17 protein-coding genes are annotated in these 24,222 nt (G+C 63.8%); 4 read left to right on the forward strand and 13 right to left on the reverse strand.

The window, feature by feature from the left end; genetic code table 11:
- The first annotated feature begins 341 nt into the window (after positions 1-341).
- Both P2869_RS10155 and P2869_RS10160 read left to right on the forward strand, forming a co-directional pair.
- Positions 342-2,093 carry an EAL domain-containing protein gene (locus P2869_RS10155; protein WP_346833745.1) on the forward strand — a complete coding sequence of 584 codons (1,752 nt, stop codon included), beginning with the start codon at positions 342-344 and terminating at the stop codon, positions 2,091-2,093.
- A 90-nt stretch (positions 2,094-2,183) separates the two neighbouring features.
- Positions 2,184-3,650, forward strand: a complete 1,467-nt coding sequence (locus tag P2869_RS10160; RefSeq protein ID WP_026121794.1) for an HDOD domain-containing protein — start codon at positions 2,184-2,186, stop codon at positions 3,648-3,650.
- A 112-nt stretch (positions 3,651-3,762) separates the two neighbouring features.
- Here the strand turns inward: P2869_RS10160 and P2869_RS10165 are convergent, their stop codons facing one another.
- A complete protein-coding gene (locus P2869_RS10165; protein WP_277598105.1) occupies positions 3,763-5,010 on the reverse strand; it encodes an EAL domain-containing protein in 1,248 nt (415 codons plus the stop codon).
- A gap of 527 nt (positions 5,011-5,537) precedes the next feature.
- Complete coding sequence (locus tag P2869_RS10170) at positions 5,538-6,455, reverse strand: LysR family transcriptional regulator (RefSeq protein WP_199539837.1); 918 nt, start codon at positions 6,453-6,455, stop codon at positions 5,538-5,540.
- A gap of 147 nt (positions 6,456-6,602) precedes the next feature.
- Between P2869_RS10170 and P2869_RS10175 the strand changes: the two genes are divergently transcribed.
- Positions 6,603-7,928, forward strand: a complete 1,326-nt coding sequence (locus tag P2869_RS10175; RefSeq protein WP_346833724.1) for a cation:dicarboxylase symporter family transporter — start codon at positions 6,603-6,605, stop codon at positions 7,926-7,928.
- 48 nt (positions 7,929-7,976) lie between these two features.
- Positions 7,977-9,266, forward strand: coding sequence for an aminotransferase class V-fold PLP-dependent enzyme (locus P2869_RS10180; RefSeq protein ID WP_277596368.1), 1,290 nt, complete (start codon positions 7,977-7,979; stop codon positions 9,264-9,266).
- 330 nt (positions 9,267-9,596) lie between these two features.
- Here the strand turns inward: P2869_RS10180 and P2869_RS10185 are convergent, their stop codons facing one another.
- The 11 genes from P2869_RS10185 to P2869_RS10235 form a co-directional block, all read right to left on the reverse strand.
- Positions 9,597-11,453, reverse strand: coding sequence for a hypothetical protein (locus P2869_RS10185; RefSeq protein WP_277596369.1), 1,857 nt, complete (start codon positions 11,451-11,453; stop codon positions 9,597-9,599).
- 1,185 nt (positions 11,454-12,638) lie between these two features.
- On the reverse strand, positions 12,639-13,445 hold the full coding sequence (locus P2869_RS10190) for an ABC transporter substrate-binding protein (RefSeq protein WP_277596370.1): 807 nt from the start codon (positions 13,443-13,445) through the stop codon (positions 12,639-12,641).
- Between the two features lie 447 nt (positions 13,446-13,892).
- Positions 13,893-14,909: a succinylglutamate desuccinylase gene (astE, locus tag P2869_RS10195; protein WP_277598106.1), complete on the reverse strand. Its 1,017-nt coding sequence runs from the start codon at positions 14,907-14,909 to the stop codon at positions 13,893-13,895.
- A gap of 49 nt (positions 14,910-14,958) precedes the next feature.
- On the reverse strand, positions 14,959-16,299 hold the full coding sequence (gene astB / locus P2869_RS10200; RefSeq protein ID WP_277596371.1) for an N-succinylarginine dihydrolase: 1,341 nt from the start codon (positions 16,297-16,299) through the stop codon (positions 14,959-14,961).
- A gap of 11 nt (positions 16,300-16,310) precedes the next feature.
- Positions 16,311-17,774 carry a succinylglutamate-semialdehyde dehydrogenase gene (gene astD / locus P2869_RS10205; RefSeq protein WP_277596372.1) on the reverse strand — a complete coding sequence of 488 codons (1,464 nt, stop codon included), beginning with the start codon at positions 17,772-17,774 and terminating at the stop codon, positions 16,311-16,313.
- 2 nt (positions 17,775-17,776) lie between these two features.
- Positions 17,777-18,817 (reverse strand): arginine N-succinyltransferase, encoded by a 1,041-nt coding sequence (gene astA, locus P2869_RS10210; RefSeq protein ID WP_277596373.1) that lies wholly within the window; start codon positions 18,815-18,817, stop codon positions 17,777-17,779.
- Complete coding sequence (gene aruF, locus P2869_RS10215) at positions 18,814-19,977, reverse strand: arginine/ornithine succinyltransferase subunit alpha (protein WP_277596374.1); 1,164 nt, start codon at positions 19,975-19,977, stop codon at positions 18,814-18,816. The genes astA and aruF overlap by 4 nt, the downstream gene beginning before the upstream one ends.
- A gap of 52 nt (positions 19,978-20,029) precedes the next feature.
- Positions 20,030-21,277, reverse strand: a complete 1,248-nt coding sequence (locus P2869_RS10220) for an aspartate aminotransferase family protein (protein WP_277596375.1) — start codon at positions 21,275-21,277, stop codon at positions 20,030-20,032.
- A 133-nt stretch (positions 21,278-21,410) separates the two neighbouring features.
- Positions 21,411-22,493, reverse strand: a complete 1,083-nt coding sequence (locus P2869_RS10225) for a GlxA family transcriptional regulator (protein ID WP_277596376.1) — start codon at positions 22,491-22,493, stop codon at positions 21,411-21,413.
- 113 nt (positions 22,494-22,606) lie between these two features.
- A complete protein-coding gene (locus tag P2869_RS10230) occupies positions 22,607-23,398 on the reverse strand; it encodes an ABC transporter ATP-binding protein (RefSeq protein ID WP_017776465.1) in 792 nt (263 codons plus the stop codon).
- A gap of 108 nt (positions 23,399-23,506) precedes the next feature.
- The gene (locus P2869_RS10235; RefSeq protein WP_126876203.1) at positions 23,507-24,220 is read right to left on the reverse strand and encodes an ABC transporter permease; all 714 of its coding nucleotides are present in this window, start codon (positions 24,218-24,220) and stop codon (positions 23,507-23,509) included.
- Positions 24,221-24,222 lie beyond the last annotated feature (2 nt).

The raw sequence follows: 24,222 nt of genomic DNA on the forward strand, positions 1-24,222 counted from the left end.
CCTGCTCTGATGGGCGGTGTCAACACGTACCTCGGGTACGCCCCGGCTCCGCCTCGAAGCACATCACGCGCCCGCAGACCGGGCCGTGCGGGAAACAGGGTTGCCGACCATACATGGAAGCGAACAGGAACACCGCGCCACGCCAGAACATACTGAGCACGGTCGTCGAGCGCCTGCGTGCGCTCGTTCGGCGGCCCCACGGCCACGCCGCGGACCCAACCGATCAGCTGCGCGGTGCCGGGCAGGCCGGCCATACCCCGGGCGACCAGAGCGCCCGAAACAGCCAGAGCGATGACAACGGCGGCTACGAGAGCCACGGCGCCCCGGCGCGGGCACGGGACATAGCCACGCTCCCCCCGGCGCCCAATCCGTTCGAACAGGCTGCCGGCGCCGTGGACTTCCTCGCCCAGGTGGATCGCGAACTGCGCTTTCTCTACATCTCCGACGCGAGCCTGCGCTTCGCCGGCTATCACCGCGAATACCTGGAGACGGCCACGCTGCACGACCTCGTGGCTGCGTCGGACATCGCCCGCGTCGATGCGCTGCTGGCGCGCGCAGCCCAAAGCGGTGTGGTGGAAAAAGACACGCTCAATCTCGTCAAGTCGCTCACCTACCCCGTGGCCGTCGAGCTGCGGGTCGTGAAGAATCCGCACGACGGCGTGGATGGCTACGCCATTGCCGGCTTCGACGTTTCGGCCTGGCAGGCCACGCAGGTCCAGCTGACCCACGCGCTCAATCACGACAAGCTCACGGGCCTGCCCAACGTGACCGCGCTCGCGCCGGCGCTCGCCGCGGCGCAGCGCACCGCCGACGAGACCGGCCTGCCCGCCGCCCTGCTGCTGCTCGACGTGGACGACTATCAGCGCATCAACCGCGCGCTCGGCTACGACGCGGGCGACGCCATGCTCTGCGATACCGCGCGCCGGCTCACGCACCTCGTGGGCGAGCACGAAACCGTGGCCCGCGTAGGCAGCGACGAGTTCGCGATCCTTATTCCCTCGAACGCCATGCGTCCCGACGCGACGGCCGTCTCGCTGCACGCGGAGTCGCTCGCGCGGCGCATGCTGACCTCGATCCTGCAGCCGTACGCGTACCGCGATCAGCCCGTGCATCTGTCGGCGAGCATCGGCATCGCGCTCTACCCGGACGCCCGTCACGCCTCCGATACGCCTGACAGCCCCGGCACCGCCGCGGGCGACACGCGGCTGCAGCGCTGGGCGGACCAGGCGCTGCAGCAGGCCAAGGCCGCGGGCGGCAACACGCTCGCCTTCCACGTGCCCGACAACGACCCGAGCGACGCCCAGCGCCTCAAGCTCGAATCGGACCTTTACGACGGCGTGCGCAACGGCGAGTTCTCGCTGCACTTCCAGCCCATCACGAGCAGCCAGACGCGCGGCGTGGTGGGCGTGGAAGCGCTGATCCGCTGGCAGCATCCGGTGCACGGGCTCGTGCCGCCTTCGATGTTCATTCCGCTCGCCGAGTCGGTGGGGCTCATCAACTATCTCGGCAACTGGGTGTTGCGGGCCGCCTGCATGCAGCTGATCCAGTGGGACGCCCAGGGCATCGCGCTGCAATACGTGGCCGTGAACGTCTCCGCGCAGCAGTTCCGCAATCCGCGCTTCACCGACAGCGTGCGCGAAGCCATTCGCCTCACCGGGCTCGACCCGTGCCGGCTCGTATTCGAGATTACGGAAAGCCTGCTCATGCACGACCCGGCGCACGCGAAGGTGCTGCTCGAGGAATTAACGGCTATCGGCATCCGTTTTGCCGTGGACGACTTCGGCACCGGCTACTCGAGCCTTGCGTACCTGCAACGGTTTCCCCTCGCCAAACTCAAGATCGACCGGAGCTTTGTCGAAAATCTGCTAACCTCGCGCAACGATCAGGCCATCGTCAACGCGGTGGTGGGGCTTGCGCGCACGCTGGACCTCGAACTCGTGGCCGAGGGCGTCGAGACCGAAGCCCAGCGCACGTTGCTGACCGAGATGGGCTGCGACCACATACAGGGATGGCTGGTGTGCAAGGCGCTGCCCTCCGACGAGCTCGCGCAGCGCTTCGAAGCGCGCGAACTCCATCTCCATGCAGCGGCCTGATGCGTGCAGCACATCTTATCGACGGCCGGCGGCGGCGCCTCGTGGCGCAAGTGGCCGGACCAGGACAGGCAGGGTTTTCGCGGAATTGACATGGGGCAGACGGTAAAGGCGGCGGTACTCGACAGGCTGTGGGCGCGCATGAACGAGCGCGGCGACTTCCCGATGCTGTCGCAGTCGCTGCGCACGACAGTGGCGGCGATGGGCAACGACGACCTCGACTTCGCCGCACTCGTGCAGGTGGTGCTCTCCGATTTCGCGCTCACGCAGAAAGTGCTGCGCCTCGCCAACTCGGCCATGTACATGGCCTTCGGCGGCAACATCACCACCGTCACGCGCGCGCTGATGGTGCTCGGCATGGACGCCGTGGGCCACCTCGTGGTGGGCCTCAAGCTGGTCGATCACTTCCATCATTCCGCGCCGCGCCGCATCGACGCCAAGCTCGAACTGAACCGCACCATGCTTTCGGGCTGCGTCGCGCGCAAGCTCACGGAGCACGGCGACCTGCGCGTGGGCGAAGAAGCCGTGGTCTGCACGCTGATGCGCCAGGTGGGCAAGCTGCTCGTCGTGTTCTATCTGGAAGCGGAGTGGGACCAGATTCGCCGGCGCTGCAACGACGGCGCCGACGAGAACGAAGCGAGCGTTGCCGTGCTCGGCGTCACCTTCGACGAACTCGGGCTTGAAGCCGCCTCGCGCTGGCGCCTGCCCGAAACGATCCGCGCGGGGATGAGCCATTACGACCCGCACGCCGCCGACGAACCACGCTCCATCCAGTGGCTGCGCGCCACCACCAACTATTCGACCGACGTGGCGAGCGTGCTGATCGCGCCCGACATCGACCCGCGCGAACGCGAGGCGCACATCACCGATCTCGCGCACCGCTACAGCCGCGCCCTCTCCACCGACCCCGAAGTGCTCGTGGAAATGAGCGTGGCGCTGGCCCGCGAGGAAGCCGGCGAAGGCGTGATGCGCGAAATCATGGAACTGCGGGCCAACGCCGATGCGATTGCCCGCGAAGCGCTCGACCCCGAAGCGCGCATTGCTGCCGGCGTCGCAGACCTGCGGGCCTTGCCGCCCGACAACTCGTTGCAGCCCGCGCTCGCACTGGCCTCCGAAACCGTGCTCGCCGGACTCGGCTTCACGCGCACGATCGTCTTCGTGCGACGCGGCTCGAACGCCTTCGAGGCGAAGTTCGGCTTCGGCCCAGGCGTGGAGCAGGCGCTGCCGAAGCTCGCCTTCGACGCCGCGTTCCAGCCGGACGTATTCCATCTCGCGATTGCGAACGCGGTGGGCATCTATATCGAGAATGCGCGCGATCCGAAGATGGTAACGCGGCTGCCGGCGTGGTTCCGCCACGCCTTCGATGACGCACGCGCGTTCGTGCTGTTGCCCGTGGCCGCCGAAGGCGGCGCGCCCGTTGCCCTGCTCTACGGCGACTGGTCCGACGCGCACGAGCCGCGCAAGATCACGCCGCAGGCCATGAGCGCGCTCAATGAACTGGCGCGCGAGCTAGGGCGGTTCTTCGTGTCGGTGCCGGCGCGGGAAATCGAGGTGCAATAGCGGCGGCGCGCAAGGGGTGCTGCTTGAAGTGCCGTTTGATGGGCTATACGGCGCCGCGATTGCGGCGGCGCGCTTTCCTCTCAGTGACTCATTCCTTCCACGGATCGACCGATCAGTCTTCGATCCGCTCCAACCCTTCCGCTTCGGCATGATGGTCCGCCATGCCCGCCCATTCGCCGGCAGCAAGCGCCAGCGCGACGGCGTCGCGCGTCGTGAAAGGAGCAAGCTCCGCGCAGACGGCATCGACCTCGTCCCACGCCGCGCGCTCCATCCGTTCCACCACCGTCAACAGACGCCCCAGCGGACCTTCGCGATGCAGAATGGCCTCGCGGATGGTGCGTGACATCGTGAGTGCGTCGAGCGTGCTTTCCAGCGTGCCGCCGAACACCGCATCGACGAACGAGAACACGCCCACGAGAAACGCCGCGTCGGCCTCGTCGCGGCCCGCATCGGGCAACTGACCCACCGCCAGCTCCATGAAACGCGCGCGCGTAGCGGCGAGTTGCAGGAGCGGATCGTCTTCGAGCGAGACCTTGCGGCCGTCGGCATAGAGCAGCAGCTGGGTCCAGCGCGCAATGCGATTCGTGCCCGTGGCATTGATGGCCTCGCGCAACGTCGTGACCTTGTGGCCCAGACCGAATGCGCTCGAATTGGCGAGGCGCATCAGGTGCATGACGAGCACCGGGTTCAGCTTCAGTTCGGCTTCGAGCTGCGCGACCGTGGGGTCCGCTGACAGCAGCTTCAGCAGGTTGAGCAGCGCGTGACGGGGCGCGCTGGGCCGCCGCGTGCTGGACGCATGCGGCAGCGCGAAGAAATAGCCCTGGAAGCGGTCGAAGCCGAGGTCGCGCGCCAGTTCGAAGTCGGCCTGCGAATCCACGCCGAGCGCAATGAGCAGCTTGCCCGCGGACTTGAGCACGCTCGCGAATTTCGGCAATAGCGCGCGCGAAATGAGCCGCAGATCGATCTTGACCGCCTCCGCGTAGGGCAGCAGCTTCGCAAGCGTTTCGTCAGCCTGGGTCACCGCGTCCAGCACGAAGCGATAGCGACGCGCGTGCAGCGTGACGAGACGCGCGATGAGTTCGCTGTCCACTTCGATGTCGGGCGCGAGTTCGAACGTGAAGCGCTCGGGCGGAATGCGTTGCACCAGTTCGTCGAGCAGCATCGCGCGCGTTGCGTCGACATAACCCGCGTGGCCGGCGAGCGCACCGCGCACGTCGCGATGCGTGAGCGCCTCGATGAACGCGGCCGCCGCACGCCGTTCGCGGCGGGCGAGACGCAGCTCGGGGGTATCGTCATCGTCGTCGCTGTCGTCATGCTCGGGCGCGACGATGCGACTTTTGAACTCGAAGGCGCAGAGCATGCCGTCGCGATCGAGTATGGGCTGACGCGCGAACTCCACTTCGTAGCCGCCGTGCTGCCTGCCCGGTTCGCGGCCCAGTTCGCGGCCCGATTCTTCGCCCGTCTCGGCCCCTGCCCTTGCGGCTGCTCTTGTCGTCATTGCGGTCCCCCGGGAAGCGCGTCGCGCCTTGGTGTTCGTGTGAGTCTTTGTGGTGGTGTGTGCGGCTTTTCTGTGTATCGCGATGCTTGCGTGCTTGCTTCGATGCGGTGTGACACCGCTTGCGTGCGGGCCAGGTGTGAACCGTTTGCGGGCCGCGAAAACAAGGTCAAATTCTATCCTGGCGGGTTGGGTGCTGGCAGTGGATGGCTAATGGTTTCGACCTGTTTTTCCATGCCGCTTTCGTCTCGCTACGTGCCTTCGATTCGCTTACGTTTGCGTGGATACATTGCGACATCACGTTCTGGATTACGGCACAGTGGGAGGGAGGTTGAGGGTGGGGATGGGTCTTTACGCGGGGGCGCGGAAAGCTTTCGCCTTTACTTTCACCTCTACTTTCGCCTAACGTCCGGATCAAGCAGATTCGAGGAGAAGTCACACGATTGCGCCGCAAGCCTCGCCACAGCAGCACTGAGCGAATGCGGCTGCTCTGCCCGATGCATAGCAACGTATCTAACGGGAGGCAATGCTGGGGAAGTCGGCACCACGACAAGCGCCCGCCGCTTGAGCATGCGCGCAAGACATGCTTCGGGTAAGTAACTGACGCCAAGTCCCGACAGCGTGAGCCCGATCTGCGCAATAAGACTGTTGCTCGCCAGCACTTTCTGCAACGCTACGCCTTGCTCCTCCAGAAACCGGCTGTACACGTAACCCGTACCCGACAGGCCGCCCTGCAAAATCAGCGGAAACTTCGCGATGTCAGCAAGCGGAATCGCACGCTTGCCCGGCGCGAGGCTGGCCGCGCACATCCACTTATTCTGAACCTGACCGACGAGCGTCGACGCATACGGCTCGACCTCGTGCGTCTGCGGCACGATGATGACGTCAACAGTCGCCGCGGCCAGCCGTTCGCGCAACATCGCGTTCAGATCCACTTCTGCTTCGACCTTCACCTTCGGATACTCGGTCTGAATCGCCGCGATAAGGCGCGGCAGCCACGTCAGCGCCGTGAGCTCTGTCACGCCGATGCGGATCTGACGTACCAGCGCCTCTTTCGAACTCATGCGCTCGACGATCTGGTCGCGCCGTTCGAGCAGTTCTTTAGCGTGCTCGAAGAACTCTGTCCCTTTCTCCGTGAGACGTGCGCTGCGATTTGCGCGGTCGAACACCAGCACGTCGAATGCGCGTTCCAGCTCCTGCACGCGCTTGGAGATTGCCGATTGCGTGGTGTTCAGTCGCGTCGCGGCGGCCTCGAACGAACCGAGCTGAACGATCCAGTACAAGGCCTCCATCTGCTTGAACGTCAGCATGGTTCGCACCTTCCATCACCAAAAGCGATAGTTTCTCATAGAAAAAAATCGCTTTTTTTGCTCATTTTGGCTGATTACTTTGGCCCGTAACGAGTCCGGGCGAGGCTCGACTTTATTCATATCAACCGATACGAGTCTGGAGAACGCATGGAATCCGTCATGGAAATACCTCAACCCGAGCGCATGGAGCGCAAGCCGCGCGTCGGGCTCGCTATGCAAATTGTGATCGGCCTCATTGTCGGTATCGTGGTGGGGCTGGTACTCAACCGTTTCCCGGAGTTTCGCGAATCCGCGATCAACGGCTTCCTGCAACCGGCGGGCGAAGTCTTCATCCGCCTGATCAAGATGGTCGTCGTGCCTATCGTCTTCACCAGCATGGTGATGGGAATCGCAGGCGTGGGCGATGGGCGCTCGCTCGGGCGCATCGGCCTGAAGACGCTCGTGTACTTCGAAATCATCACGACGATCGCCATCGTGCTGGGTCTCGTGCTCGGCAACGTGCTGCATCCGGGCCTGGGCACCGATCTGTCGCAGCTTGGCCACACTGATATCTCGCGCTATCAGCAGACATCTCAGCAGACCCATGGACACCACGGCTTCATGGCGCTGTTGCTGAGCATCATTCCCGACAACATCGTCATGGCAATGGGACGCGGCGACCTTCTGCCCGTGATTTTCTTTTCGGTGCTGTTCGGACTTGGCCTGCAATCGGTACCTGCCGAGTATCGGAACCCCGTGATCGCGACTTTCAAAGGCATCAGCGATGCCATGTTCAAGGTCACCGGCATGGTGATGCGTTACGCGCCCTTCGGCGTGTGTGCGCTGATCGCGGTGACCGTTGCGAGCTTCGGCTTCGGTTCGCTGTTGCCGCTTATCAAACTCGTAGCGGTGACCTACCTCGCGATCATCGTGTTCGCGGTGTTCGTGCTCGGCATCACGGCGCGCATCTTTGGATTTCGCATCTTCACGCTGCTGCGCGTCATCAAGGACGAACTGATCATCGCGTTCTCGACGTGCAGCTCGGCGACGGTGCTGCCGCAACTGATGAAGAAGATGGAGGACTTCGGCGTACCTAAAAGCATCACGACCTTCGTGGTGCCGACGGGCTACACCTTCAATCTCGACGGCGCATCGATCTATCTCGGCATCGGCACGTTGTTCGTCGCCCAGCTGTATGGCGTGCATCTCGGTCTGCAAGAGCAGATTGTTCTCATACTGACGATGGTCGTCACATCCAAGGGCGCAGCGGGTGTGCCGGGTTTCATGTTCGTCATCCTGCTGACGACGCTCGCGAGCGCGGGCTTGCCGCTCGAAGGGCTCGCGTTCATCGCGGGCGTGGACCGGATCATGGATATGGGACGCACCGCGCTGAACGTAGTGGGCAACGCGCTCGCACCGCTCGTCATCGCCAGATGGGAAGGCCAGTACGACGTGGAAAAAGGCAAGGCTTATATCGCGTCGCTGGACGCATGAGAACAGGTAAAAGCAGAAATGGCAATCGTAGAACGAGGAGCAAGTGAAATGAGTAGCCGTCGCGGACAGTTGTTTTCCGAATCGGTCATGCAAGAGATCAAGCGCCATTTTCATTACGTCGATCACGACGTCGACGGCCGTGCGCGTCTCTTCTTCGACAACGCCGGCGGTTCGTTCAGACTGAAATCGGCACTGGAAGCGTTCGCGCAGATCGACGCGTTGCCGGATTGTCCCGAGCGCATCCACGAACGCGCGCTGGTTTTGCAGGACATTCAGACGCGTGGCGAAGACGACATCCGCCGCATTCTCAACGCGCGGGACGGCAGCGTGTATCTCTCGCTGACGGCATCGGCGGCGATGTTCGAAATGGTGCGCGCGGTGATGGAGAACGTGCCTGGCACGAATGCCGTAACGACCATTCTCGAGCACCCGTCGTCCTTCGACGCGATGACGCTGTACTGCGAGCGCACCGGCAAGGCGCTGCGCGTCGCGCCAAGCAACGCCGAAACGGGCGGCGTCGATGTCGATGCCATTGTTTCGCTCATCGACGAGAACACATCGCTATTGAGCGTGATGTACGCGTCGAACATTTCGGGCGCGAAGCTGGACATCGCGGCAATCGTCGAACGCGCGCGGGCGCGCAAGCCGGATCTCTACATCATCGTCGATGCGGTCCAGCATGCGCCGCACGCGGTCATCGACTTGCAGAAGACGCCCGTCGACGGCATCAACTTCGCGCCGTACAAGTTCTTCGGATGCCGGGGCGCGGGCGTGGCGTGGCTGTCGGAACGGCTCGCGGAACTTCCTCATCATCGGCTCGCGGCCAAAGAGCAAGGTGTCTGGGAACTCGGCAGCCCCGCGCCGGCGCAGTTTGCCGTGGTGAGCGCAATTGTCGATTACGTCGCGTGGATCGGCGCGCAGTTCAGCGACGCCGAAGACCGCCGCGAACGCTTCGCGCAGGGTATGCACCGCATCGAAGAACACGAGCGAGCGCTGCTTTCGTTGATGCTGGACGGAGCTGATGGACAGCGTGGGCTGCGAGCGATCGATGGCGTGCGCGTGTTCTGGGATCACGACGATCTGACGCGCCGCGATCTGATCGCGGGCATCGGCTTCGATGGTCTGGATCCGACTGCCGCCGTGCGCGCCTATGAAGAGCGCGGCGTGATCGTCTATGAGCGGATTGCGACAAGCCTCTACTCGGGGCGGATGTTGAAATCGTTCAACCTCGACGGTGCGGTGCGTATCTCTCCGTTGCATTGCCATGCGCCGAGTGACATTGCGAGATTCCTGGCAGTAACCGAGGATATTGCGATCACGAGCCGACTCGCGGGATAACGCAGCGTCAGAAGGAGACGCATCGAAATTTGGCGCTGTAACTCGGTGCGTCCCTATCGCCATGGCGGCATGGCGGCATGGACTGGTAACGATATTCACAACGATTCCGCCCACATTGCACGGTAGCGGAGACTGTGAATGGTCAAACTGGTGGACGGCGACTAGATGAAAAGACGACTCTGGTAGCGCTGGCTGCTACAGCACCTCTGCCGGGTGTCGCTTTCGAAGTAGATGGCTTCCGAACCGAAATGAATGTAAGTGAGGCAGCCGCCGCCGCACAAGATCAAGGTTGGACGCTTACCCCCTAAAAACGCGATATGCACCTTATATCTACTTTCCGAGATCCTGTACGTTTAAGCTGATAAGACCGATTCCAAGTACACGTGGATCAACCGACGAGCCGATCTGCTTCGGCGACACCGCGCCCGGCGTTTTGAACACGACGTCCATCGAATTGCCCGACACAGCGCTGGATGGAACCATGATCGAATTCACACCACCCGGGGTTTCATTGTCGAAGGTCCATTGTGCCACCTGGATGCCACCGACCTCCACATTGACCATTTGACGAGGATGAGCCTTGTCAATGAAGGCAATACTCTTGACCACGAGCTTGTACGGCCCGCGGCTTTCGGGCAGGAGGGGCACCGTGATCGCCGCATCCCTGTCTCCTATTGACCACGTTCCCCACTTTTCGGGAGGTTCCCAGCCGTTTCTGAGAAAGCGCGGTCCATCCTGGCTTGTGGTGAAATCGAATGTCTCGTCAAGTCGGTAGGACCTTAGACAGGTAGGCCGAACGATCATATACTCGGTCCCTTGTGCGTAATGTATCGGACAATCTGCTTCTGTCTCGTGCGTACGCCTTACCATCACATACTGCATGGCGTTTGCAATCGTCCGCCCTTGTTGCCAAGAGATCGCCTTCTCGTTAAATGGATGTTGGAATGCCGTTAGGGAAATCATAACCTGCGCCATTTTCGGCTCTGTTGTATCTCCGTCGGCCGTGTTACCTGGCGAAAATTCGGGAAACCCATAGTGCACCGCGTAATTTGCGTAGTTCATCGCGCTCAGGATCGGATTAACCGGCACATCAAAATGGCGCAGCGGCAGAAATGAAAATAGGCCAGAGAGCACCGGCACCATAACCCATGGTGCTTTCAGATTTCTAAAAGAGGTCGGAAGCGCACCGGCAACAAGGCGTACCAGATTCATCACGCCTAGTGTAAAGACTATAAACATGTGCTTTTTGACGGCGTACGACGAACCGGCGCCATAAAGGCGGAAAGCAACCAACTGCGCGACCGTCAACAACATAGCGGCGATGACTGCGGAACCCAGCACGGCGTCAATAGCAACGGCTTTCCCGCCGCTCAGCCGTTTGAATAGATTTGCTGCGCCGAGGATGCCGCATAGGGTCGCTACCGGAATGATGTGGCGATAGCCGAACTCCAGATATCCATTGTTGCTGGCGATCTGGGTCATTACCCGGAAAGCCGGATGGAACTTAGCAATTGCGCCGGCAGCAATGACAAGCGCCACGGTCGCAATAGCGTGGCCAACCAGCTTATGGCGCTCATGGCGGACGTCGATCAGCTTGACGACCATGAGCACGCAACCCGATCCTAGGACGTGCAGGGCAATCAGCGGCTGAATCCACATCGTAAGTATCGCGCTGACCGCAAAGAGTACAGCGCAATGCCAGTGGGACGGTTCCCGCGAAGCCAACAGAAGGGTCCCAAGAAAGATGACATCCGCGACGAGTTGCGGATAGAAGAAAACTCTGGCGACCTCCCAGCCGATGAAAGAATGGCTCCACGCAGTTCCTACAAAAGCGACGGCAAGCAGAGTTATCCTGGAAAGATCGACGCCTGTAAGGCGAATGATCAAGAGGTAACAAGCATAGATCGATAGTATTGATACGACGGTGATCCCGACCAGTCCGGAGCCGCCTACCCACCCGACGATCGCAGCCGCCCAATGCGCCCCGGGCGGGTAGTAAGCCATTGTCGCCAGATTCGGTACCGGCGGTGGTCGTACTCCAGCGTGGCGCATGATTTCGTCAACCAGTAGGAAGTGCTGCACGAGATCGTAGCTGCCTGTCTGTATAAAGCGTGCGAACCAGAATATCAGGAAGCATGCGACGCACAGCGTGAGCCATAACTGGCCTCGATCTGTATCTTCTTTCATTGTGGTATCACAGAGGATCTAGAAATGTGAGCCCGCCCACGACCTTACAGATGATGATCAAAAGCACAATCAATGTGATGAACATCGCTTTACCGAGGATCTTTTGAAAGGTTGCTGTACCTAACATCGGTTCACCATCGTTTTATTAAAAAACGCACCCGAAAGTCGATCCAGATCGTATATACCCTTAAATTCGGTGCCTCCATATTTCCACAGAGTCTGTTGTCCCTCGGATGCGGCGTGCCTCTATCTCCGGCCTAGCAACGGATCAGGCACTTCATTCCTCACGATTTGGAAATATGACCTGGCAATGAAATCATCGAGGGCATGTAATACGCATACATAGGCCAAGAACGCATAAGTTACCATTTACGGAGACTCGCGTCTTTTGTGCAAACGTTTGAATGCTAACGACAGTGAATATCATGCGTATTGCATAATCCACATCCGCGCCATCGGGTGGTCCGATCAGGGCTTTTTCGCAAAAATCCAGGTCGGGCTCTATGCTCGGCTCCGGGATTTGAATGACCGAGTCCTAGGCGGTCGATGGGGCAGTTCTTGTTGGGACCGTTGTTGGTCATGAGCTGCGGCGCCATTGGTGCCGCTTTCCAGACAAAGAGCTCGAAGATTTGCTGAGTAGGTTGGTCGCTTGGAGCGACAAATTTAAAAGTAGTTTTTCGATGCAACAGGCCATTCGGAACATTTTTCCGGACAAAGACGTGTCGCCTAGCACCGGCTACGACGGTCGGCAACTGATGACATCCAGCCTATATTGTGTTGAAAAACTCCGCTGCAAGGTGAGGACCGAGATTTTCGGGGTCGCCTCACTCCTAGCCGCTGCTCGCGAGCATCGTGTGGGACATTCTGAGGAGCTGATTTTCTAGGAGAACCGGTCCTGCGGTTAAAAGGGAAATCGCGTCCATGCTGGCATGTGCCCGTGAAACTGGAACATTGAGGGTAGAGGCGCTAAACCCGTGGTGGAGAAGCCTTAAGGATGTCTGACACAACTCGCATTCGTTTCCATTCGCAAATTGATGAAGGCGGGTTGACTCTGAAGTGCCCCCGATCGGATGGCTGCTTTCGGGAAGGCCGAATGTCCCTCCTCGGCCCCCAACCACCCCTTCCAAAAAAACCGGCCGCACTCCCGCGGCCGTCCTCACTGCTTCTCAACCAACCAGCAGTCCCCTACTTCACCACCACCTTCACATCAAAATACTTCCCCGCCAGCCGATCGATCGTCCCATCGGCCTTCAGCTCCTTGAGCGCGCCGTTCAGCGCATCTTTGAGCACCTTGTCGCCCTTGCGCACGCCAAATCCCACGCCCGCGCCCAGCAGCTTTTCGTCGCTCACGGGCGGTCCGGCGAACTCGAAGCCCGCGCCCTGCGGACGCTTGAGGAACCCCTTCGATGCTGCCTCGGCGTCCTGGAACGAAGCATCCAGCCGGCCCGCCGCGAGGTCCGCGTAGATCTGGTCCTGCGTCTGGTAAGGCACGACGTCCACGCCTGCGGGCGCCCAGCGCGCTTTCGCGTACGTTTCCTGGATCGTGCCTTGCAGCACGCCCACGTGCTTGCCCTTCAGCGACGACGCCGTGGGCTGCAAGCCGCTGCCCTTCTTCGCGATCATCTGGTTGGGGATGGTGTAGATGGGATCGGTGAAGTCGATCGCCTGGCGCCGCTGGTCGGTGATCGTCATGTCCGAGTTGATCGCGTTGAACTTGCGTGCCTCCAACGCGGGAATCAGGCCGTCGAACGAATTCTCGACCCACACGCATTTGGCCTTCAGCTTCGCGCACACGGCATTGCCGACATCGACGTCGAAGCCTTGCAGGTCACCCGCCGGCGTCTTCGACTCGAACGGCGCATACGACGCCTCCAGGCCGAAGCGGATTTCCTTGATGTCGGCGGCCATCGCGCCGCTCGTTGCCAGTGCTGCCGCGCCGAACAACGCGCCGGCGGCCATACTCTTCCAGTTCAATTTCGAGTTCAATTTCATGAAGGCGCCCTTTGCGGGGTCAATGGATACGAAAACACAAACGGTTCGTGCGGCCGGAAGCGGCACGAGCTGACATCGGCCAATTCCGGTAGCGCAGCATCGCAACGACAAAATGTCCGCTCAAATGCGGCACGCCGTTGTGATGCGCCGCAACAGCGGCGAGCGCGTGATTCTACAGATGCGTGGTTCGTATCGGTGCCTGAACCAGCAAAGGCGATGGCGCGGAATTCATATCTGGCCGCCCGACTCAGCACTTCGAAGCGCGCAAGCACCGTCCCACGAAGATGCAATTTCGCGTCGCGCTCAGGCAAGGCTCTACAAGGTTTGCAGCGGCACGATCCGCGTGAGGGCGAACGAGATCGATCGACGCTCAGCGACTGAAGTCCAGCGACGAAGGTCCAGCAATAGAAATCGAGCCAAAGAAGCGAACCGCCGAAGCCAACCGCTTCAACTCAGCGACGCCAGCGTCTCACGCGTCGTATCGATCACGAGCAGCCCCGCGCGCAGTCCCGGCTTCACGGTGGGATTCGGAAACACGATGCGCTCTTCGTCATGCCGCACCGCGTAGTGGTAGTCGCCGTCGCGTGCGAGCAGCGTGCCCTTTTCGAACGGCGTGAAGTTGGGCACGTCGGGCGCGAGAAAGAGTTCGAACGCTTCGCTTTGCTTCGTGATCTGGTCGATCACGGTGAAGACGCGCGGCAGCGGTGCCGCAGCCTCGCCGGTCGTGCCACTCACCAGCCGCCGCAGCGCGAGGTCCGCGCCCGCGAAGCGCGTCAGATCGTTCGCACCGAAGGGCCGCACCTTGCCAAGTTCCAGCGTGCACGCTATCGCCCCGCAACGTTCGGCCGTGTAGTGCGAATAGGTCGCGCCCTTCGCCGTGTGAATGAGCACGGCGGCAATGCGCGCGTCGGCGAGCCATTCGAACATCGTGCGCGTGGGCGGCGCACCCGTGTAGGGCAGCAGCGCGAACTGCTCGAATACGGAGGCGCGAATCGCCGTGTGCATGTCGATGTGCCAGCGCGCGCCCGGTGCGGTGGGCGCATCGTCGAAGAAGCGGTTTGCTGCACGTTCGAGCGCGGCGGCGCGCGGCGCCTCACGGCTTGCTTCAAGTTGCGCGTGGCGTCCGCTGAAGAGCCGGTTGAGGTCGTCGTCGAGATAGCGGCACGAAGCACGCATTGCCGCAATGTTGCCCAGCACGACGAGGAGGCGACACGCCAGCGCGGCGCGCCCCGTTGCGATGTCGCTGACGAACCGCGACAGCAGTTCGATGGGCGCAGTCTCGTCGCCATGCACGCCCGCCGAGGCGACGACGCTGCGCCCGCCGCTCGCGTTGTCAGCGGGTTCGAGTTGCAGCACGCCTTCGTCGTGCCAGCGCCAGCGCACGCCGTGCGCAGTGGCTCCCTGCGCTTCATGCGACGCGAGACGCCGGCCCGCCAGCGTGAACGCGAGGAAGTCTCCGAGCATCTCGGCCGGCGTGCCCCCGTGCGTGCTCAAGTGAAGTCTCCCGCCCGGCTCAGCGCTGGAAGTCATACAGCGAACCGAGACCGAGAATCTGCGTGAGTTCGTCGAGCGCCGTGCGCGATTCCACCAGCAGATGCGGGTCGGCCAGATCCGTGGGCGCAAGCTGGTCGCGATAGTGCCGTTCGATCCACGCATCGAGCCGCCCGAACAGCGCGTCGTCGATCCACACGCCCGGCGCCACCGCCGCCCGCTCCGCTTCGTTGAGCACCACGCGCAGGCGCAGGCACGCGGGGCCGCCGCCGTTCTTCATGCTCTCGCGCAGATCGAAAACCAGCACGTCATCAATGGGACCGCTGCCCGCGGCAAGACCATCCAGATACGTCGCCACGCGCGCATTCTCGCGACATTCCTGCGGCACGACGAGCACCTGGCGGCCGTCCGCGCGCGTGAGCAACTGGCTGTTGAACAGATACGACGACACGGCGTCTTCCACGCTCACCGCCGCTTCGGGCACCTCGATCACCTCGAACGGCGCAGCGAGTTTCGCGAGCTTCTCGCGCAGCGTGTCGTACACCTGCTGTTGCTCGACAAACGCGCGCTGATGGCAGAACAACGTGTGGCGGTTGCCCACGGCGATCACGTCGTTGTGGAACACGCCTGCGTCGATCACGTCCGGATTTTGCTGGGCGAAGACAGTCGCGTCTTCGTCTAGCCCGTGGCGATGCGCGACAGCGCGGCTCGCCTCGAAGCTCTGACGCGCCGGGTAACGCTTCGGCTCGCGCTCGCGCCGGTATTCGCTGCGACCATAGACGAAGAACTCGACGCCGCGCGCACCGTATTCGGCGCAAAAACGCGTGTGGTTCGCCGCGCCTTCGTCGCCCAGCGCGGGCGTGCCCGGCAGCGCGTCGTGCACCTCGAAATGCGCGGGGTCCGCGAAAATGGCGCGCAGCGTGCGGCGCGTGGATTCGTGTTCGATGGCGCGATGCAGCTTGCTGCACAGGTTCGCGGGCGTGAAGTGCACGCGGCCGTCGTGGGTGTCAGCGGACGGGCTCACCGTCGCCGCGTTGGCGGTCCACATTGCCGAAGCCGAACTGGCGGCCGCGAGCAATTCGGGCGCGTCTTTCGCGGCGCGCGCCATCATTGCGGCTTCGTTGCCCGAGAAACCCAGTTCGCGCAACAGGCGCACGGAAGGCCGCTCCTGCGGCGGCAACACACCCTGCTGGAAGCCAAGGTCCGCGAGCTGCTTCATCTTGCGCAGGCCCTGCTTCGCGGCGGCCTTCGGGTTGGCCACGGACTTCTCGTTGTTCTTCGACGCCACGTTGCCGAACGAGAGCCCGGCGTAGTTGTGGGTGGGCCCCACGAGTCCGTCGAAATTCGCTTCAAAGGCTTGCATCGCGTCGATCCTCAGAAATGAAGGCCCGGCGAAACGCTCGCGGGCATGTGCAGCTCGGCGCTTTCCACCGACGCCATCGGGTAGGCGCAGTAGTCCGCCGCGTAATACGCACTGGGCTGATGGTTGCCGGAGCGGCCGGTGCCGCCGAACGGCGCGGCGCTCGAGGCGCCATTGGTGGGCCGGTTCCAGTTGACGATGCCCGCGCGAATCTGGCCGCGAAAACGCGCCCAGAGCGCTTCGTCGTCGGCGAGCAGGCCGGCCGAGAGACCGTAGGCGGTATCGTTGGCGCGCTCCATCGCTTCGTCGAACGTCGCGTAGCGCACGATCTGTGCGAGCGGGCCGAAGTGCTCTTCGTCGGGCAGATCGCTCGCGTTCGTTACGTCGAGCATCGCGGGGCTCACGAAGCCGAGCGACGGGTCGCGCTGTTCCATCTTCAAGAGCGCCTTGGCGCCGTTCGCGAGCAGATGCGTCTGCGCCTCCACGAGTCGCGCCGCGGCGCGCGCGGAGATCACGGCGCCCATGAACGGTTGCGGGTCGGCGTTGTACTCGCCCACTTCGATGCGCGAGGTCACGTCGCGAAAGCGTTCGACGAAGCGGTCGCCGAACGCATCGCGCGGCACGAGAATGCGGCGCGCGCAGGTGCAGCGCTGCCCCGCCGAGAGAAACGCGGACTGAATCGTGTGATGCACGGCCGCGTCGAGATCGGCCACGGGCGCCACCACGAGCGGATTGTTGCCGCCCATCTCCAGCGCGAGCACGATCTCGGGCCGCCCACCAAACTGGCGATGCAGCAGCGTGCCCGTGTTCGAGCTGCCCGTGAAGAACAGGCCGTCAATCTGCCGGTGATTCGCGAGCGCCACGCCGGTGTCCTTCTCGCCCTGCACGAGGTTGAGCACGCCCGCGGGCAAGCCCGCGGCCTGCCACACTTCGACCGTGGCCCGCGCCACATCGGGCGCGAGTTCCGAAGGCTTGAACACCACCGTATTGCCCGCGATCAGCGCCGGCACGATGTGCCCGTTCGGCAGATGCCCCGGGAAGTTGTACGGACCGAACACGGCCACGACACCATGCGGACGATGCCGCAGCACGGCCACGCCGTCGGCCATCGGCGTGCGCTTTTCGCCGGTGCGCTCGTGGTAGGCCTGAATCGAGATCTCGACCTTGGCCGCCATGGACGCCACTTCCGTGCGCGCCTCCCAGAGCGGCTTGCCGGTTTCGCGGCCAATGGCTTCGGCCAGCGTTTCCTTGCGTTCGTTGATGAGCGCGGCGAACCGGCGCACGATCGCGCAACGCTCGTCGAGCGTCGTGTGCGACCACGCGGCGAACGCGCGGCGCGCGCTACGCACGGCATAGTCCACGTCTTCAGCCGATGCGCTGCGGCCTTCCCACACGGTCTGTCCGGTGCCGGGGTTGCGCGAGGCGAAGGCGGGGCCGCTGGCGGCGGCCCATTCGCCGTCGATGAAAAGCTCGTTCATAGTCATCCCTGTTTCTGTTTGAGCGGCAGCACGCGCACGGGGTCGCCCGCAGCCACGCGCAGCGCGGCGGCTTCGTCGGGCGAGAGGCGGAACACGCCGTCTTCCACGACGCCCGGCGCAACGCCCACGCGAAAGTCGGCAAGCGACGTATTCGATACCAGTGAGCGGGCTTGCGCCGCTTCGCTCGAAGGCTCATGTGCCGCGACGATCTCCACCGGCACGACCACGCTTTCGCGCACCGTGCGCAGGTCCGCGATATGGCATTCGAGCACCGGACCTGCATCGAAGATGTCGACGTGGTTCTCGTAGCGCAGCCCTTCGGCTTCGAGCATGCGGCGCGCGGGCAGCGTGTCGCTGTGCGTGAGGCCCACGGCGCGTTGCGCCTCCTCGGGCAGCAGTTCGACGTAGACGGGATAGCGCGGCATCAGCTCCGCAAGAAACGACTTGCGGCCGTGCGAACTCAGATAGTCCGCGGCGTTGAAGTCGATCTGATAGAAGTGCGAGCCCACCGCGCGCCAGAACGGCGAGGTGCCGTCCGCATCGAAATGGCCGCGCAATTCGGCGCAGATGCGTTGCGGAAAGCGCTCGCGAAACTGCGCGATGAACATGAAGCGCGAACGCGAAAGCAGCCCGCCCACACCGCTCGTGCGATAGCGCGGCGAGAGGAACAGCGAGCAGACTTCGGCGTAGCCCGTGAGGTCGTGCGAGATGTTGAGCGCGCGCATGCGCGTCCAGATGCCGAGGTCCTGGCTCGCGTGCACCACCGTGCTCACGCGGTAGTTGTAGAACGGCTGCTGCAGGCCCACGGCGGTTTCGATGCCGCACACGCCCGCCACGTCGCCCGTGGCCGTGTCTTCCATCACGAAGAAGTAGCCCTTCTCGTACGGCTCGGCGCGGTCTTCCATCGTGCGCAGAGCGCGCGCGATGCGCGCGGCGAGCGCCTCGCGATCCGGCTTGAACGTGGTGAGGCCCGGCCCCGTTTCCTGGGCGAGCCCGACGAGCGCGTCCACATCGCCCGTCTGCACGACGCGAACGACGATCATGGTGCGTCTCCCATCGGTTCGTCCCTGGTTGGGTAGGGGCCGCTGTCTTGTGTGTCTTGCGCATCTTCCGCGCCTTCTGCGTCGCGATGCAGGCGCACGCAGCGCACGGCGTCGCCTTCCTGCACGCCGAGTACCGCGCGCGCGGCGGCGGTGAGCGGTGCGTTTGCCTCCCCGCGGTGACGGCTCGTGCATGCGTCGCCGCGGCTCGCGTGGCTGTGAGTTTCCGCCAGCACGGGCAATTCGGCCAGCACGCAGCGGAAGTCGTCGGCATGGTTGCGGGCCACGAGGTACGCTGCGGTGCTCGCCGACGCTTCACCGTCTTCGCGCACCGCACGCGTTTCGTTGCTGCGCACCGACGCCGTGCGATCCATCTGCGCCGTAAGTACGGGGCCGGCGTCGAAGATATCGACGAAGCGGTCCGTCTCGAAGCCTTCTTCCAGATGAATCTCCCACGCGAGCAGCGCCTTCTCGTCGGGCTCGCCCAGCACGCGCTGCGCCGCTTCAGGCAGCAGCGGCACATAGAGCGGATAGCTCGGCATCACTTCCGCGATGAAGGTGCGGCTGCGCCCACCCGAGGCCACTTCGATCTCGCGGAAGTCGCGCCCGAAAAACTTGCGGCCCACGGCTTCCCAGAACGGCGAGACGCCCGATTCGTCCGTTACGCCGAGCAGCAGCGAGAAGACCTCGGGCGTGAAGCGCTTGCGGTTCGCCGCGATGTACATCATGCGGGCGCGCGACATCAAATGCGCCGCCGCCGTTGCCCGCAACGACGGGTCGATATAAAAGCCCGCCAGCCGGCTCCTGCCCGTCAGTTCGTGCGACATGGTGAGCGCGTGAATCTTGCGGTTCACGTGCAGTTCGCGCGACGCGTGAATCAGCGCGTCGTTGCGAAACGCGTAGAACGGCTCGGAGTAACCGGCCGCCGCCACGATGCTCGCCGTGCCGAGCAGGTGGCCCGTCTCGCTGTCTTCGAGCACGAACAGGTAGAACTCTTCGCCGGGGAAATCGACGTCGGCGCGAAACGAATCTTCGGAGAGCGCGATGCGCGCCTCCAGCGCCTGCCGGTCGTGCGGCAGCGAATGCAGTACCGGCTGCGCGGTGCGTGCCATGTGGGCGATCGCGTCCAGATCGGCCAGTCTCGCAGGGCGTACGAATAGCATCGTCGTTCCAGTAGGTAGATGAATGCGCGAAGCGCGCCGTTCGGCGTGCCGTTCAGCGCGCCGCGGCTTCGGCCGCAACGCTCGAAGCGGTACCGACCACGTCTTCGATAGCCTGTTCGATGCGCGCGAAGCCTTCGTTCAGGTCGTCCATCGGCATGATGAGCGACGGCGCGAAGCGCAGCACATCGGGGCCGGCAATCAGCATCATCACGCCGCGCTTCGCCGCAGCGGTGAGGAAGTCTTTCGCGCGGCCTTGCCAGGCTTCGGTCAGCTCCGCGCCGATCAACAGACCCTTGCCGCGCACCTCCCGGAAGATGCCGAAGCGCGCGTTGAGCGCCGCGAGCTTCGCGCAAATCGCGTTGCCGCGCTCGTTCACGCCCGCGAGCACCGCGGGGTCGCTTACGATCTCCACCACCTTTTCCGCGATAGCCGCGCCGAGCGGATTGCCGCCGTACGTCGTGCCGTGCACGCCCACCTTGAAGTGCGCGGCGAGCTCGTTCGTGGTGAGCATCGCGCCGATCGGAAAGCCGTTGCCGAGCGCCTTCGCCGTGGTGAGGATGTCGGGTGTCACGCCCGTGCCCTGGTACGCGTAGAAGTGGCCCGTGCGGCCCACGCCCGTTTGTACCTCGTCAAAAATCAGCACGGCGCCGTGCGCGTCGCACAGCTCGCGCAATGTGCGCAGAAACACGGGGTCGGCGGGAATCACGCCGCCCTCGCCCTGCACCGGCTCCACGATCACGGCGCACGTCTTCGCGCCGATCGCCTCTTTCGCCGCCGCGATGTCGTTGTACGGCAGATGGCGAATGCCCTCGGGCACGGGGCCGAAGCCCTCGGAATACTTGGGCTGGCCGCCCACGCTCACGGTGAAGAACGTGCGGCCATGAAACGACTGCGTGAAGGAAACGATCTCGTATTTGTCGGCGCCGAAGCGGTCGAACGCGACGCGGCGCGCGAGCTTGAGCGCGGCCTCGTTCGCTTCCGCGCCCGAGTTCGCGAAGAACGCGCGGTCGGCGAAGGTCAGCGCTTCCAGACGCTTCGCGAGGCGCAACACGGGCTCGTTGGTGTAGCCGTTGCCGATGTGCCAGAGCTTGCCGCCCTGCTCGCGCAGCACGTCGAGCAGCGCCGGATGCGCGTGGCCGAGCGCCGTGACCGCGATGCCGCCGGCGAAGTCAATGTAGTCGCGGCCTTCGGTGTCCCACACGCGCGAGCCCTCGCCGCGGTCCGGCACGAATGCCGCGGGCGAGAACACGGGCACCATCACTTCGTCGAAAGTCTGTCGGGTCACTGTCAGGTCGTTCATGGCCAATCCTGTGGGAAGTCGCGCGAGGCGCTAATGAAAGTAGTGTAGGAAACCCTGCCGGTACCGTCTTGCGTGAAGGCGACGCGTTCTATCGGGCTTGCCGTTCCTGCATGCCGCGATGCGCGATGCACCCTCAGCGCTCGAAGCCGTCTTCGTCGGGCCGTTCGATCAGCGCCGTGGCGCGCGGCTCGTCGGCCGTCAACCGGGTTGGCCGGCCGCCCTCGCCCGCCGCCCCGCCGTGCTGCTTTTCGATCCAGTTGCGCCGGTCCTCGCGCGGCGTCACGCCGAAGCGCTCGCGGTACGCGTTCGAAAAATGCGCCGCCGACGAAAATCCGCACGCGAGACTGATCTGCACCACCGACTTGCTCGTGCGCTGCAACTGCGTGCGCGCCTTGGCGAGCCGCAAGCCCAGGTAGTACTTCGACGGCATGGACCCGAGGTACTGCCGGAAAAGCCGCTCCAGCTGCCGGCGCGATACGCCGACGAGATTCGCGATTTCGTCGGTGGTAAGCGGGTCTTCGATATTCGCTTCCATGAGCAGCAGCGCGTCGTTCAGGCGCGGATGCCGCTCGCCGGGCGCCGTCACGAACGGAATGCGCTGACGCTCCTCGCCGCTGCGAATCGCGCCCGTGCCCATCGCATCCGCAATGCGCTCGGCCAGCTCCGGGCCGTGCTCGCGGCCGATCATCGCGAGCATGAAGTCGAGCGTGGCCTGGCCGCCCGCGCAGGTGGCGCGATCGCGGTCGATCTCGAAGATCTGCTGGGTGACGATGGAGCGCTCGAACTGCTCGGCGAACTGCTGGTAAGCCTCCCAGTTCACGCTCACGCGGTAGCCCGACAGTTGCCCGGCCATGGCGAGCCACCAGACGCCGTGATGAATGCCCGAGACAAGCGGCGTGCGCTGCCCCACGCGCGCAAGGCTCGCGAGAAAGAGGCGATAGTCGGCGAACTGCTGAAAGCGCTCGCTCACGACGATCAGCCAGTCGCACGCGAGCGCGTCGCCGAACGCGGCGTCCGCGGCCCAGTGCGCGCCGCCCGCGAGCGGCACGGGCCGGCCGTCCCACGAGCACACCTGCCAGCGGTACAGCGCGCGGCCATCGATCTCGTTGGCGAGATTGAGCGTATCGACAATGGGCCCCACGCCCGACATCGACACGGGCGGCAAGGCCACGATAGCCACCTGTGTGGTGCGAGCGGGGCTGGACGTGCGGGCCATCGTGAAGTCAGCGCGAGTGCGGTGTGGAGTGGGAAAACAGCGATGGGGAATGCTGCTAAAAAGGCAACAGCGGCAACAGCGGCGACGGTGGTAACGGCCACCGCCACGCGCCCTTACTTGAGGCTGCCCGACAGGAACTGGCGCAGGCGCTCGCTCTTCGGCGCACCGAGCACTTCGCCGGGCGTGCCCTCTTCTTCGGTGCGGCCCTGGTGCAGAAACATCACGTGATTCGAGACGTTGCGCGCAAAGCCCATCTCATGCGTCACGACGATCATCGTGCGGCCTTCCTCGGCAAGCTTCTGCATCACCTTGAGCACTTCGCCGACGAGTTCGGGGTCAAGCGCCGACGTGGGCTCGTCGAACAGCATCACGTCCGGATGCATGGCCAGCGCCCGCGCAATCGCCACACGCTGCTGCTGGCCGCCCGAAAGATGCGACGGATACTGCTTCTCCACGCGCGGCGCGAGGCCCACTTTTTCGAGGTACTCGCGGGCGCGGTCTTCGGCTTCGCGGCGCGGCACGCCGAGCACGTGAATGGGCGCTTCCATCACGTTTTCCAGCACGTTCATGTGCGCCCAGAGGTTGAAGTGCTGAAACACCATGGCGAGCTTCGTGCGGATGCGCTGCAACTGCTTGTGGTCCGCCACTTCGAGGTTGCCGTAGCGGTCGGCCTTCGTGCGCACGGTCTCGCCGTCGACGACAATCTGCCCCGCGTTGGGCCGCTCCAGAAAATTGATGCAGCGCAGGAACGTGCTCTTGCCCGACCCGCTCGCGCCGATGATGCTGATCACGTCGCCCTTCTTCGCGTTGAGGGTGACGCCCTTGAGCACTTCGTTGTCGCCGTAGCGCTTGTGGATGTCCTGCGCGCTCAGCTTGCAGGTTTCGGTTTGCGTGGTTTGGGGCAAGATGCTCTCCCGGTCAGAATGCAGGCCGGCAGCCGCAGGGCCGGCCGGGTCAACCCGATGTTTCGGTGCTTCGGTGCTTCGGTGTCTTGACGCTCGGTGCTCTGAATCTCAGTGCCGCCGCACGGCGAGATAGCCGAGCCAGCGGCGTTCGGCCCGGCGAAACGCCGCCACGAGCGCGAACGATACGGCGCAGTAGATCAAGGCCGCGAGCCCGAACGACTCGAACGAGGCGTAAGTGGCGGAGTTCGCGTCGCGCGCCACCTTGAGCACGTCCGGCACGGTGGCCGTGAACGCAACGGTGGTGGCATGCAGCATCAGGATCACCTCGTTACTGTACAGCGGCAGGGCGCGGCGCAGCGCGGACGGTAACACAATCCTCCGGTACATCGTGAGCCACGTCATGCCGTAGGCGCGCGCCGCTTCCACCTCGCCGTGCGAGGTGGCGCGAATGGCGCCCGCGAAGATCTCGGTCGTATAGGCGCAGGTGTTGAGCGCGAACGCGAGAATGGCGCAGTGAAAGCCGCTGCGAAAGAACGCGTCGAGCACGGTGTGCGAGCGCACGAACTCGAGGCTGTAGAGCCCCGAGTAGATGAGCAGCAGTTGCACGTAGAGCGGCGTGCCGCGAAACACGTAGGTGTAAAAGCGCACCGGTGTGGAGATCCAGCGCTTTTTCGAGACGCGCGCCACGGCGAGCGGCACGGCCATCACGAAGCCGATGCCCACCGAAGCCACCAGCAGCCACAGCGTCACGGCAAGACCCGAGAGGCGCTGCCCGTCCCAGTAGAGAAACGCGCGCCCGAATTGCGTGAGGATTTCGATCATGG

Origin of the sequence: Paraburkholderia sp. SUR17, from assembly GCF_029536165.1 — a bacterium.
GTDB classification, from domain to species: Bacteria; Pseudomonadota; Gammaproteobacteria; order Burkholderiales; family Burkholderiaceae; genus Paraburkholderia; species Paraburkholderia kururiensis.